Genomic DNA, 15,899 nt, shown 5'->3' on the forward strand with positions numbered 1-15,899 from the left:
CTTTTCATTTATGGAAAATGTATAACTGGCATACCCTCTTTATCAAATGTAATCATGCTTTGACAAATATTTTTCACCATTCTTTTTTTGATATTTCGTGTCATAACTTCAAATGAATCTAATGCAACTCTATGGTATTCAAAAATAGCGTTACGTTGCCCATTTTGTCGTTGATTAACGCTTGCTTTTAATTGTTGTAAATAGTCGACTTGTTCTAACCAACATGAATCAATTGCTTTCAAAAAGACTTTTTGAACGAAAATATTATAATAATATGCACTTTGCATGTTTTTACGATTCAAAGCTAATTGCTTTTCAAATTGCTCTAATAAAAATGTCACTACTGCTTGCTTATCTTTAAAATTAACACAAGCCACATCTTTATTAAATTGGAAACTTAAATTTTGATAAATATACTCGACAACACGCGATTTTGTTAGCACCTTTTCCTCATTTACAAACATTTCAAATACATCTTTAGCTAACGCTTTAAAATCTTGATTCTCAGCATCATCTATTTCTAAAACTCGATTGCGTTCCTCGTATACAAGATCTCGCTGTATACTAATGCTTTTTTCAAATTCATTAGCCATTTCACGAGCTTTAACCCCTTGTTCTTCCGAGATACGCTGCGCTTTAACTACAATTTGCTTAACTTTGCGATTAAACAAATTACTTTGCGATAATCGTTGTGCATCTAATGAATATAATTGATTATTTTCCGCTAAATTACTATCGCTCCATCGCTTAACTAAATAATCATCTAGTGAAATATATATACAAGATGATCCCGGATCCCCTTGTCTACCAGAACGACCACGTAATTGCCTGTCTACACGGCTATTTTCCATATGTTCATGAATAATAACAGCTAATCCACCTAATGCTTCGACACCTTCACCAAGTTTAATATCTGTGCCTCGACCTGCCATACTAGTCGCAACAGTCATGGAACCAATTTGCCCTGCTTCAGCTATCATCTGCGCTTCTTTTGCAACATTTTGCGCAATGAGTAAATTATTAGGAATATCCATTTGGAATAATACTTTCGAAAAGTATTCAGCCGCTTCAGCAGTTCTCGTTATGAGTAAAACCGGTCGCCCCGTTTCATGAAGTTCAACTATATCATGAATCATCGCGATGTTTTTCTCATCAACTGAACGAAACACTTTATCTGGTTCATCGATACGTTGAATCGCTTTATCAGTTGGTACTTGTACGACTATTTTTGAATACAAATCAAAGAACTCTGATTCGCCTAATTTTCCTGTAGCTGTCATACCTGAAAATGATTCAAAAAGTTTAAATAAATTCTGGAAGGTAATTGTTGCCATAACACTTTTATCTGTTGAAACCTCCATACCTTCTTTCGCTTCAATAGCTTGGTGAAGTCCAGCTTGCAACTTAGTTCCCGGTAACATACGACCTGTAATACGGTCAATTAAAACAATATCACCATTATATACAAAGTAATCGACATTAGATTCAAACAAATATTGTGCGCGCAGTGCTAAATTAATATTACGCACTAGGACCATCGCTTGTTCGCTATATAAATCTTCAACATTAAAGTATGATTGTGCCGCTTCAATACCTTGATTTAACAGCCATATTTCTTTTTTGGTCTTCTTCATTTTAAAATGCACGTCTTCAATCAATGTATCTACAAACTCTTTCACAATATGAAATAGATTTGATTGTAATCTTGGTGCACCCGAAATAACTAATGGTGTTTGAGCAGCATCTAAAATGATTGAATCCACTTCATCAATAATACCGTAATTTAATTGTGGTAAAAATTTCCCTTCCGCACTATCAGCCAAATTATCAATTAAATAATCAAAACCGAGACGTCCATTAGTTGTATATATAATATCATGTTCATATATATTACGTTTTTCCCCTTTTTGATACTCATAATCCACAATATCAACAAAACCTAATGAAGCAGTTAAACCTAACCATTCATATAATGGTTGCATCTCTTCAAAATCTCGCTTCGCTAAATAATCATTCGTTGTAATTAAATATGTTCCTTTTCCCGAAAGAGCATTTAAATATAAAGGCATCGTTGCCGTTAATGTTTTACCTTCGCCTGTTTGCATCTCCGCAATGTTACCTTCATGCAATACAATCGCTCCGATTAACTGAACTTCTTTAGGATACATACCTAATACTCTCCAGCTCGCTTCACGTGCCACTGCATAAGCTTCAGGTAACAATGTATCTAGTGTATCAACTCCTGATGCTAAACGTTCTTTAAATTCTATTGTCTTTTGTTTTAACGCATCATCAGAATATGATTTAACTTCATCGCTCCATGTATTGATGCGTTTCACTATTTTTCTAATCGACTTTAGTCTTAATTCGTTTATCGTAACATCTAGTTTATGTTTCATTTACTTCCCCACCATTCAGTTTCGATACATCTAAGTAATCTAAAAATCGTACTGGATTCATTAAACGTGACATATAATTTAGATGTTTGTCTTGCTCTTCTTTAAAATAAACCTCGACATTTGTATCTTTTAGTTCATGATTTCCTGGGACATGTTCTGTAAGCCATCCTTTTAAATCATCATCTTCATGGCTTGTACGATACACTTTGCAATCCAAATGCTGAGCGACATAAGTTGCAAAAACATTTGACTTTGACCCATAACTAATCAAATTAATAGCCGTTAGGGTATCTTGACTTTGCAAATCATCCTTTAGTTGCTTAATATTTCCCTCGATATTGTCGTCCATCCAACGTTCAACGAGCCAAACATGACCAAACAGTTTCAAAAAATCATTCGAAATAGTTGGATAGGTGTCAGATGGTTCTGCAATAATGACATTGATCATATCATTTCCATATTGGTTATTGCCTATCTTCGTCACCCGCATGCTTTTATACTCTAAATCATCTTGATGCGTCATCTCTGTGATTGTTAAACATCTAAATATAAGACTCGTCGATGCTGCATTCATCATTTTTATTTTATAAGCATAGGCTTCATCAGGATATTGAATCGTAATACTATTTGACTTTACAATCTCAGTACTTAGTTTTGTGCCATTTTTATTATAAAAAATGATGATAAAATACACTGAACCAGCAGGCGTTGCATCAAAATCAAAATGCAATTTATAATGCTGTCCTCTACGCAAAATTGGTAAACTTGGCGCACTTTTATATTTTGAAAATTGTTTTAACATCAACCACTCATGAATCGGTAATCCAGAGGGCATCAAAGGATTTATAAAAGTCACTTCACCATTTGAAAATGATACTTTAGAGCCATACATAAATGTAGTTTGTGAAATATAATTCCAAGTAACTTTAAATGTTTTGTTTTTCAGCATGTTGAACTCTCCCAAACTTGTCTTCCAAAATAATGTTGTAAAAATTAACAAACCAACTTGCAATGGTAGGTGAATCATCATTATGTCGCCCAGGAATACTGCGATTCATCACTCTTGCTTGGTGTGCTGTCAATACAGGTAATAGCTCTTGAAATGCATGTGGATCATAATCATCATGTTGCATATATGCTATGGCAAAAACAGTTTGTGACAATGATTTCTTTTGAAATGTTTGCCAAAATTTTTGATTTAATGCCTTTATCGACGCTTGAGATGTATCACCTTCATTAGACACCAGGACGTCTAATGCTGTACCGAACTCTTCTGGTCTAAGTAATCGCATATGTTCAGCAATCGTTCCAATATTAACAAGTGGTTTACCAACAATAATTGCCTGAGGATTTAACTGAGCACCATAATACAAGGCACCAAATGAACCCATAGATAAACCAGATAATATTAATTCATGTGATTTAAAATTCAGCTTTTCTAATGTCTCGTCAATAACATTGATAATACCTTGTTCATATTCAGATGAACCGATATAAAAACTACCACCTTCAACACGAGGATCGCCGATAAGTAAAAACGGTGCATTCATACGTTTCATCATATAATATCCTTCGAAACCTTCCGCTGTTCGATAACCACTAAAATATACGTTTAGTGGTGGTTTCATATCACCAGGGTGGAAATAATAAATAAATTCCTGTCGTTGACTATCTACGAAACGACTACCACCGAGTAAAAATTGACCCATATCTAATCTAGACCATCGTTTGTGTATAGGTCCTAAATGTACCGTTCCGTTGCCACGCGCCTTAACAGTTACACTTATATAAGCATCAAATGGTTTCGCAGGTATCTCTAAAGGACTGTCTAACATATCATCAGTCAATACGATTTGTTCAATTAATGCACCATCAGCGCCAGTCTGAATCAATCTAAATGTATATTGCAACTCGACCGCACCATCAATATCAAATTCTGGCCATATTTGAATGACTTTATCTTTATCGTAAACGAGATTATTTTGCCAAGATGCGATAGGTTTAAATTCTTTTCCAAATTCTCCACTCAACGTGAGCTCTGAATTACCTTGGTATACGACATCTCCTTTAAAATTCGGATGCACAAGTGCTAACTTAGGGGAAACTTTATCTCCATACTGTCCTGAGAAGCTAACTGCCTCTAATTTATTATTACGTTCTTCAATATTCCGGTAATGTAATGGTTGAACAACGTATTTTTGGACATTTTCGTCTTGTTCATATTCAACAGACCAAAATGATTCATCAACATACGTATTGTATGGTTCGCTTATCATTTGTAATAAATTCATTAATGTCTCCGAGTACGGTGCTTGAATATAGATAAAATCAAAGCGCCCTTCTGCTTCAACAATCGCTTCAATAGCCTCTACATAACCACTATCAAATTCAAACAATCCAATATCGAAGTAATCCCAACTCACACCTTTTTTGTGTTGAAAAATAGGTTCTAAATCGTCTCCTCCAATTTGCAAAACTCTAAATTTACGTGGCATCATTTTCACCTTCTATTAACTCATCGAGCTGATTAATAATATTCTTAGAAGCATATGCATCTATTAATTTTAAAGAATAGGCGTACGCATAATTCCAATTTTTCAAATAAAATAAATAATAATTTAACGCATCATCTAATTCATCAACTGTATTTATAATACGGCCATTGTCATAATCAGAGACGTAATCTGTTTGTTGACCATTAATTTGTGGAATCCCAGCGCTAATTGCACTAATTTGTAAATACAAATCAGGTTCTTTTGACATATCTATCACAAGTCGCAACGTCCGCAATGCTTCTACAACATCATGTTCAGCATGTATCGTCTTAACAGCAATGATGTCATCTTGATCTTCAGGTGTCATTAATGCTGAAACATTAACATCCGCATTCTGTTTAGCTTGGTATTCCTCATTTACCGACGTAATACATTCACGAAGCCACATCGGTATGTCATTTTGATGGCGCGTTAATAAAATTAAACGGTAATTATCTTCTTGTGCGATATAATCCACAAGTCGTTGCATCATTTGTTGCAAATCAGCGTCACTCATACCATCTATCCATACACCTATAAATGTTTCCATCAATTGACTACTTATATTAGGTGATTGTCTCGTTTCAAATGGCGTGATTCGAATCATTGTATTCTCTCGCTGATACTTCTCTTGATGACTAATTAAATCACGTTCTAGTTGCACACTATCAACAATTAAATGGGCATTCTTTACGATAGATTGATATTCCTCATCTGACACAGTTTCATTTCTATTTTTAAAAAATGAATAACTTAATGATTTCGCTGGAATATGATTGGCTATTTGTCGATTGTGCCTAGCATCTGAAGCCACAATCACATGATCATCTTCATGTATTTGTTGTGCAATCATCTCTTGAAATTTCTCTTCAATTAGTTGAGCCATATTGTTATATTCTGTTTGTTGATAGTGATGTTGATATCTTTTTGAAACAGTGACTCTGCCATTTTTCAAATCTTCATGAAGTACACAATCTCCATTAATCGTTAAATATTCTTGGTAAGAAGCCTCTCCCTGATCATCAAAATAACGTATCGCTGATAAATAACCTCTGTCATCAAAAATATAACGCCGTTGTAACTGATCTCTTTCAAATTCTTCAAACCAAATTGAATACCCTTCTTGACTAAAATAAATATTTGTATAGGTCTGTTCACTCGTCACACATTTTAATAAATACGGTGTGTACACAAACTCAACATCATCCGGCCATTTTAAGTGATGATAATTAATCGCTTGTGGCGCATGGTGACTGAATCCTTGAATTTCATCAAACACAGACGAATACTTTGTCTCATATAAGTCATATCGATGTAAAAATGTTCTTAAATTTGGTGCATGATTGAGAACAATCAGTTGATAATCTAAGTCATTTTCAAGGTGCATTCCCATTAAACTAATCATATCGTCAAATTCCGTCTTATTTTGTAGTTGATAATACGGCACAGTCGTGTCTTGCCACCATCGTTGGTCATCGTACCAAGCTGGAATAAAGTATTTCATAATTACCTCCTTACCAATACTGGTTTAAAAATGGCTTATATTTATCAAAATATAAATATGTACGAATTGTTTCTGCAATATTAATACTGATGTAAACTAATACAATCAGTTGTACTGAGAAATAAATTTCAGTAGATAAATGCGGTACAAACAATGTGAAATAAAGCGGTATACCAATAATGATTGTAACTAATGCCGATCCAAACCAACATACGCGTCTTGCTTGATAATTTAAATAACGTTCTGTATCCTTACCAGGTTTAACTCCTGAAAAATAATTGCCACTCTTTAAGAAATCTTTGGATTTTTGTTTAGTATTGATTAAAAATCTCGATAAAAAATAACCCAATAACATTTGAATCACTAAATACACCGAAATACCAATTGGACTATCAAATGTCAGCATTGGCATGTCATCTGATATGCTTTTATTAAACATAGATAAAATAAAATGAATGCCACTTTTTAAGAAAACAAAAGCTGAAATGCTCATCATTAAAGTAATACTGCCTGCAGGGTTAACTTTCCAAGATAAATAAGATTTCATATTTGTTGCGGAAACGTTCATTAAATCGATAAATGGTATTCTCACTTCTACTAATTCAATAAATAATAGGATAAACAATGTGATTATCACAAGGATGATTAACAACGCAATCACAATATGACTTGCATCTATATATTCCATTTTTTGATGCATCATTGATTTAATAATACTAACCATTACAATCGGCATTGGTCCTGCGATGCCGTAGCGACTATTTTTGTCAGCTAACCAAACTAATAACATCGTTCCAGTAACCAAAATCAATATTGTTAAGTAAATATTGTCTTGATGAACACGTTCTTTCGAAACATATTCATGAATCACAAAATAACTTTGAATAACACTTAAAATTAATGTTAAGATGCGCTCTTTATAATGCTTCTCAAGACTTGTTTGTTTCATGTATTTATCCATATTCCGATAAGAAATCAGCATCAAGATAATCATTGATGTTAACCACGGACCTAATCCTAAAGTGAAAATGTTTAAAGTATTAACGTCTCCACCCATATTAGAAATAGCTATTTTAAAAAATGACTCATGTTTTACTTGCATATCGTTATAGGAAACGATGGAAATGTTTGTGCCTAATATATAAATAAACAAGATAAAACATGTGTATAGCATACGTTTATATATAATTTTATATTCGTATTGTTGTAAAAGTTTTAACATGTTGCACCTCTTTTATATCAAAAACATTAAAAAGACTAAGGGTTCATCACTAATTATTAAAATCCTATATCGATTTTTCTAGTGATTGGTGCCTCAGTCTTTTTAATTTTAGCCAGCTATAAATTCAATTTATGCTTGAGAATCATCTTGATCATTTTCATCTTTCTTTTTCTTTCTCTTCATTAAACCTAAACCAACTAATAATGTCATAACGCCACCTAGTAATCCATTTTGTTTTATTGAGTCACCTGTATCTGGCAATCTTTTTTCACTTTGTGCTGGCGTGCCATTATGTTTAGTCACTTCAGATGTTGCACTTAATGTAGACTGAGATTCACTCGTGCTCGTTGTTGCTTCACTTGATAAGCGAGATGTGCTCGTGCTGTGAGTATGATGCATACTCATTGAGTCTGACGGATGCATTGAGTTAGATTCAGATGTACTTGTTGAGCCGGACATACTTGTTGATGTTGAGTCAGAAATGCTTTGTGAACCAGATATAGATGTACTCAGTGATTCGGATGTGCTTGTCGAATCGGATGTGCTCAATGACGTTGATGTGCTTGTTGACACTGATTCTGAGTCGCTAATTGATGTTGAGTCGGATTTGTCTTGTGACATTGAAATACTCGATGAATTAGATTCACTCATTGATGCTGAGTCAGATACGCTCGTTGAACCTGAACCAGACGTACTTAATGATTCAGATATGCTTGTTGAAGTTGAACCACTTGTTGAGTCCGATGTACTTGTCGATGTCGAGTCTGAATCTGATGTACTCAATGATTCTGAGTCACTGATAGAAGTTGAATCACTTGTAGATTCTGATTCTACTGTACTTTGTGAACCACTGATACTTATTGAAGTAGAATCACTGATACTGTCTGATGTTGATAATGATGTCGACACCGATGTGCTTTGTGATGTCGATGTACTTGCACTCATTGACATTGATGTTGATATCGATGTACTTAAGGAACCAGATGCACTTGTACTTGTTGACTGGCTTTGTGACATTGAATCACTTAATGATGTAGATGTGCTTGTTGAGCTTGAGTCACTTACACTTGTTGAACCTGATATTGAGTCACTTAAACTTGTCGATGTTGAAACTGATACGCTTCCGCTCATTGAGTCAGATGTTGAAAGTGATGTACTCGTTGAATTTGATCCACTGATGCTAGACGAATCACTTGTAGACATTGAGTCACTTTCTGATGCACTGATGCTCATAGAGTCAAATTGACTATTACTTGTTGAGCTTGACTGCGAATCGCTCACACTTGTTGACGTTGATTCTGATCCACTCATACTTTGCGAGCTACTCAATGATTTTGAATCACTTAATGAATCCGAAGTGCTAAGACTTGTGGAACCACTTAAAGATATTGATCCACTTAATGAATCAGATTCACTCACGCTTTCCGAACTTCTTAGTGACGTCGATACACTTAATGATGACGAATCGCTTGTGCTTACTGAATCGCTCATCGATTGTGAGCCACTCAATGAACTTGACTCGCTTACACTTTCTGATTTTCTTAATGACGTTGAGACGCTCAATGAGCCAGAATCACTGACACTTGTTGAGCCACTCATCGATTTAGAGTCACTTTCAGAATTAGATTCACTTTCACTTTCTGAATCATTTACAGATTCTGACATACTTTGTGAATCAGATATGCTTGCGCTCATTACTTCACTAGCCGATGTTGATGTGCTTGTCGAATCACTTAATGATACAGATACACTCATTGAATCGGATATACTCATACTTGTTGAGTCTGATGTTGAATCACTAACACTATCAGATAATGACGTTGAGTCACTCACACTTGTTGATGTACTTGTCGAAAGCGACATACTTTGTGAATCACTAGTACTTGTACGCATCGAAGTACTAGTTGAAGCTGATGTACTACGAGAGTCACTTGTTGATGTTGATGTACTTGCTGATCCTGATGCACTTGTACTTCTTGATGTGCTTTGTGAATCGCTTAATGATGTTGATGTTGAATCGGATTCACTTGTACTTTCTGATGTTGAGCCAGATTCTGATGTACTTACCGATGTAGATAAACTTGCAATGGTCGACATGCGGTTTGAAGTTGATGTACTTAGCGAATCACTTAATGATGCTGATGTGCTTTGTGAATCGGATTCACTGCTTTGCATTGACGCAGATGTTGAATCACTTAAAGATGTTGACGACGAATCGGATTCACTTGCGCTTGCTGAGTTACTGAGCGATGTTGACGTACTTGCTGATCCTGAGTTACTTGTACTTGTTGAGTCACTGAGTGATGTTGACGCACTTTCTGATGTTGATTCACTTGCACTTGTTGAGATACTTTGTGAATCAGATTCACTCTCTGAACCACTTAATGACGCTGATGTGCTTACCGAACCTGATTGACTCGTACTTTTAGATATACTTGTTGAATCGCTTAGTGACGTTGATGTCGATGTGGATTCACTTTGGCTTGTTGACTGACTTGTATATGATGATGTGCTTTGTGAATCGGATTCGCTCGTGCTTGTACTTGTTGAGTTTGAGGCACTTTGGCTTGCTGAGTTTGAGTCTACTCCGCTTTGATTCATTGATGCACTTAGTGACAATGACGTACTCGTTGAGTCAGACAAACTTGTACTCGTTGACGTACTTGTACTTCCTGATGTTGATTGAGACATACTTATGCTCATTGATGTTGAATCGGATTTACTTTCACTTGATGATGTTGAGTCGGATTCACTTTCACTTGTAGAACCACTTAATGATGTGGATGTACTAATGGAATCAGATTTACTTGTACTGATTGAATCACTTGTCGACATTGATGTACTTAATGAATCAGACTTACTATCACTTGTGGAATCACTTATTGATGTTGACAAACTTGTAGAGTCAGACAAACTTGTACTCGTTGACGTACTCAGTGATGTTGAAACACTCTCGCTCTTAAACGTTGACGTTGATTCACTGTTACTTGTCGATGTTGAAATGGACGCACTACCACTTGTTGAATTACTTAATGATGTTGAAGTGCTACCAGATTCTGATGTACTGTCTGATAATGACGTACTCGCACTTGTCGAACTACTCACTGACTCTGATGTTGATTCAGACGTACTTTCACTTAATGATTCACTTAAAAAGGCAGATGCACTTTGTGATTCTGAATCGCTAGTACTATTTGATTCACTTAATGATATAGACGTGCTCTCTGAAGCAGATATTGCTTCACTTATAGAGTCGCTCGTTGACATTGATTCACTTATTGAATCAGACTCTGATGTACTTAAGCTTGTGGAATCACTCATAGATGTTGATGTACGTTCTGAATTACTTGTACTTAACGATGTCGAAGTACTTACCGAACCAGATGTGCTCGTAGAAGCACTTTGTGATATTGATTCACTTGATGCAGTTGAAGCTGATTTGCTATCACTCGTTGAATCACTAAACGACGTTGATATGCTCATTGAATCGGATTGACTTGCACTCATTGAACCAGACGTACTTTGTGATTCCGAAGTACGTACTGAAGCACTTGTCGACGTTGATGTACTTGTTGAACCTGATTGACTAGTACTTAGTGATAATGACTTACTATCAGAATCAGATGTACTTTGTGAATCACTTAATGATTCTGATGTACTACCTGACTGAGACGTGCTCATTGAACTACTTACAGACATTGATTTACTGTCTGATGCAGATAATGACCCACTTGTACTGATAGAGTCACTTACTATCTCTGAAGTACTCATCGAGTCTGATGTACTTGTTGAGACACTTTGTGATGCTGCTATGCTTAGTGATCCAGAAACAGAACCACTTGTGCTCGTCGAATCGCTCAATGATTCTGATGTACTCATCGATTTTGAATCACTTGTACTTAATGATATTGATGTACTTTGTGAATCTGATTTGCTTGTTGACGCACTTTGAGAGTTGGCTATGCTATTTGAAATACTGATAGAGTCCGAGGTGCTAGCTGACTCGCTCAATGATTCTGATGTGCTGATTGCATTCGATGTGCTGTCACTTAATGATTGTGACGTACTAGACGATTCTGATGTACTTGTTGATAGACTTTGTGACTTAGACAAGCTCCCCGATGTACTCATACTTAATGAGCCACTGAGTGACGTTGATGTACGCAATGAATCAGATGTACTTGTTGATAGACTTTCGGATTTTTCAGTACTGCTAGAGTTTGAAATAGAATCGCTTAATGATGTTGATTTACTAGCTGAATCCGACATGCTTGATGATACACTTTGTGAATTCACTAAACTTGTGCTTGTTGAGCTTGATACACTATTACTTTCAGATGTGCTTAATGACTTAGATGCACTCACAGAATCAGATAGGCTTACACTTGTCGATTTCGAGGTACTAGCTGATGTAGATACCACAATCGATCCTGATGTACTCGTTGATGCACTTTGTGAGTCAGCTTTACTTGTTGACACACTTTGAGATTGTTGTGTACTTCCTGATGTTGATACGGAATCACTCATGCTATTTCTTGTTACTTCATATTTAAAAGTTGTTGTCGTTTTGTTACCGCTCGCATCTGTAGAAACGATTGTTATAGTACTTGTACCAATGTTTGTTGGTGTACCACTAATAGTATTATTTGTACTATCAAATGTTAGTCCGGATGGCAATCCAGTCACTGTATTCGTCACCGCATTTCCACTGTTATCTTGCGTAGCAATTTTAATCGGGGATATTGGTGAATACACTTCTGATGATTGATCTCCTATTGGTGTCACTGTTGGTGCTGTCGTATCCACAACATTTATTGTAAAAGTTGTCGTCGATTTGTTATTTGCTTGGTCAGTAGACACAACTGTCACTGTTGATTGACCAATTTTTGTTGGTGTCCCAATGATTGAATTCGTTGCACTATCGTAACTTAATCCGCTTGGTAATCCTGTAACTGTATTTGTCACAGTCCCAGTACCATTATCCGTTGTAGTCAATACAATAGGATTCATTGTTTTACCCACTTCTATGGTTTGATTGCCTACAGTTACAGTTGGTGCTTTTACATCAGTAAAATAATATGTCACTGATTGTCCAGCATTCGTCATTTTTACAGTTTTATTTGTATCATTATAAGTTGACGCATATGAACTATCGACGGACGTGTAGTTATATCCTTTAGCAGTCAATGCAGATTGCTGATTATCGATTGTCACGACTTGATCAACATTTCCTGAATATGTTTTTGGTGGAATAATATCTTTACCTGTTGTTACATCAACGTATCTCACTTGTGTAACAGCAGACTCTGTATATTCGAATGTTCCAAATTGTACTTGTTGTAAATTTGTCGCGCCACCTGTTGAGGCTGTCATTGATAATGAAAAGTTGGTCGTACCACTTTTCGCAATCCAATCTGAAATATTACGTGTCCATGTTTGACCTGCATATTTGACAGTCATAACCTTTGTATCACCATTATAGTTAATATCAAAATCTTGGAACGTGTTATTTGTAGGTTGAACATTTAACTTCGCAGCATTATCAGCTGTTGAACTTGATGTATACGTTGTCGCAACACCATAACTATCTGTTGTTACAAATGCACCAAACGCACCTCCACCAGCTACATTAGATGGGTCAGCATTCGCCTTTGCAGCTGAATTTGGTTTAGATGTATTGTGATACGTATCCAATTTGAAGCCAAATGCGTTACTTAAGCCACCAATACCTACTGCGGCACCGTTTAACCCTGTTTCACCTAATACACCTGGTGAAAAGGCAAAACCGATACCATCTCCACCATTTCCATGCCCTTCATATTTGTTACCTAAATTTACTTTTCCAGAAAAATGAAAACTCTTATTAGAGTCAATACGTGTTCCTAATGTAATAGCACCTTTTTGGCTGTATGCATCCTGTGTTAACGTCACAATACCGGTACTTTGATCATAGGTAGCATTACCTGACGTTGTCATATATTGTTTTAAGTTATCTTTATTAACTGTAATTGTATTAGCAGTTACTGCGGTTGTCGTCGCTGCTGACGCAAATGTTGACATAGCTAAGCGACTGAAAGTTCGAAGTTTTACTGGTGCGGTGCTAGTTGACGTTGTGCTAGTTTTGTTTAAGTTGACCGAAGATGGCGTTGTGCTTTGTGAAGTGTTATTTGATGCAGTACTTTGATTTGTTGATGTATTAATTGGTTGTTCTGTACTTGAAGTTGAAGCTACAGATTTAGTATCAGAACTTGATGTAGTATTCTTTGAGGATATTGATTCTGATGTAGATGTCAATTTTTCTTGTTGATTGCTTGTACTATTAGTTGTCGAAGTGACCTTTTCAGACTTTTCACTTGAGACTGTGTCACTATTCGACGTTTGTACCGAACTGCTATTTTTTGTTACGCTTGTGGAATCGGCTGTTGATGTTGATGCTTCGATTGTCGTTGAGTTTTGATTACCTACTGTTTCACTTTGTGTGTTTAATTCAGAAGTTAATGGTGCATCAGAAGCCGCAAAAGCTTGCTGGTCATGCAACATATTTACCGTGAATGCACCACCAATAACCGCCGTAGTTTTCAGTCCGTATCCCGTCATTTTTTTACTAATGCTTTGATTATCTTGACTCACTAAACTATGACTAATAAATGGTAGCCCCATAATTTTGAACATTTCTATTTCTTTAATTCCGGATTTTACCCAATTTTTTCCAGATTTATAAAGTCTTACTCTTGTTTTTTCGTTTGCTAAGCTGTCATGAAATTCTTTCTGTCTTTTACTCATGTAATAACTCCTTGTATTATCTTTACATTCATTAGATTATAATATATGCCACTATTCAATTTAATACAACTCTTTTTTGATACAAAAATACTCATTCTGTTAAAATTTGTAAAAATTCATTTTTATTCGTCTATATGTAATCGTTTTCATATTTTTGAAATTACTTTTTCTCGTTTATGCGTATAATCTTTTTTTATATAAATTTGGCTAATTGGCTTTATGTTTAATCATTATAATTGTTTCGTTTTTAAAATAATTATTGTATTAATATATCTATATCATCCACCTTTTATTTATAAATAGTTAATTTACAACTAAACGATAAATATTATATGCAAAATACATCTTTAATATTAAAGTAATACCAATATTTTTTCAATAAACCTAGTGTAATATATGTGTAATTCTAAAAGATTCTTCTTTAAAAATATAAATACCACGACATATTGCTTTAACATTTTCATTTATAAAGCGAAAAAATGCATCGCTACTAAGTTGAATGTTTAGTAAGGATGCATTGAATTCACTAAAATGATTAAATTACTTATATCTTTTCATCTGATTGATTATCGAAATTTCTTCCTTCTAAACCTGCTAACTCTTCTTTAGAAGCTGCAGGTGCTTTCATTTCAAATATCTCATTCACTACTGTGTAATCGTAATATCCTAATCTGGCAATAGGTTTAATCGACTTAATGTCCAATTTACCATTATCAAGAATAACCTTATCGTCAATATGAACTTGGGCAACTCTTCCTATAACAATATCTACGGTAGATACTGGGTCTCCTGTCGGAATACGAATCGTTTGAACGTACTCACATTCAAAATGTACTGGCGATTCTTTGACTCGATAACCTGGTGCTTCTATACATGCTTCTTTCGTCACACCTGCATATTCAAATTCATCCTCTTCAGGTGGTAGTGCCTTCGACGATAAATTAACAGCTTCTCTTAAATCATACGTGGCCATGTTCCATACAAACCACCCTGTCTCTTCTGCATTTTTTACTGTATCTTTACGCTCATGATCACCAAGAACAGATTGATTTGCTGCGAACATAACCATAGGCGGATCCCAAGTTAAGTTTTGATACTGACTATAAGGCGCTAAATTATCTTTCCCATCTTTCGATACAGTAGAGATCCACCCTATTGGACGTGGTACTGTACTACTTTTAAATGGGTCGTGCGGTAAACCATGACTTCTTACACCTTGTTTTGGCGAATAATTCATACTATCTTCACCCCTTATAAGTAATTACATTTAAGGTTACGCCCTCTTTACATAAGCGTCTAATATAAATAAACAATTTATTTATAAGTAGAAACTATATATGACGTGGTTGCTTATAATTTGCGTTCTTGATTCGAAAAATTCAGATAAGGATTTATACAATTAATATTTATGATATCTTTTGTAAATTTAATTAATTATAGTTACTTCAATCATGATT

Annotated in this window: 7 protein-coding genes; all 7 read right to left on the reverse strand. The window is 35.2% G+C overall.

Going from position 1 to position 15,899, the window contains the following annotated elements; genetic code table 11:
* Positions 1–8 precede the first annotated feature (8 nt).
* The 7 genes from secA2 to KI230_RS13430 all read right to left on the reverse strand — a co-directional run bounded on the left by secA2 (position 9) and on the right by KI230_RS13430 (position 15,679).
* A complete protein-coding gene (secA2, locus tag KI230_RS13400; protein WP_000680947.1) occupies positions 9–2,399 on the reverse strand; it encodes an accessory Sec system translocase SecA2 in 2,391 nt (796 codons plus the stop codon).
* Positions 2,389–3,348 carry an accessory Sec system protein Asp3 gene (gene asp3, locus KI230_RS13405; protein WP_045178220.1) on the reverse strand — a complete coding sequence of 320 codons (960 nt, stop codon included), beginning with the start codon at positions 3,346–3,348 and terminating at the stop codon, positions 2,389–2,391. The genes secA2 and asp3 overlap by 11 nt, the downstream gene beginning before the upstream one ends.
* A complete protein-coding gene (asp2, locus tag KI230_RS13410) occupies positions 3,326–4,894 on the reverse strand; it encodes an accessory Sec system protein Asp2 (protein ID WP_045178222.1) in 1,569 nt (522 codons plus the stop codon). Before asp2 ends, asp3 begins: the two co-directional genes overlap by 23 nt.
* Positions 4,884–6,437: an accessory Sec system protein Asp1 gene (asp1, locus tag KI230_RS13415; protein ID WP_000873198.1), complete on the reverse strand. Its 1,554-nt coding sequence runs from the start codon at positions 6,435–6,437 to the stop codon at positions 4,884–4,886. Before asp1 ends, asp2 begins: the two co-directional genes overlap by 11 nt.
* A gap of 10 nt (positions 6,438–6,447) precedes the next feature.
* Positions 6,448–7,659, reverse strand: a complete 1,212-nt coding sequence (secY2, locus tag KI230_RS13420) for an accessory Sec system protein translocase subunit SecY2 (RefSeq protein ID WP_049296608.1) — start codon at positions 7,657–7,659, stop codon at positions 6,448–6,450.
* 129 nt (positions 7,660–7,788) lie between these two features.
* Complete coding sequence (gene sasA / locus KI230_RS13425) at positions 7,789–14,442, reverse strand: serine-rich repeat glycoprotein adhesin SasA (RefSeq protein WP_214958286.1); 6,654 nt, start codon at positions 14,440–14,442, stop codon at positions 7,789–7,791.
* A 544-nt stretch (positions 14,443–14,986) separates the two neighbouring features.
* Complete coding sequence (locus KI230_RS13430; RefSeq protein WP_001109872.1) at positions 14,987–15,679, reverse strand: flavin reductase family protein; 693 nt, start codon at positions 15,677–15,679, stop codon at positions 14,987–14,989.
* Positions 15,680–15,899: the final 220 nt, after the last annotated feature.

It is taken from the genome of Staphylococcus sp. MZ3 (assembly GCF_018622755.1).
Taxonomy (GTDB): Bacteria; Bacillota; Bacilli; order Staphylococcales; family Staphylococcaceae; genus Staphylococcus; species Staphylococcus aureus.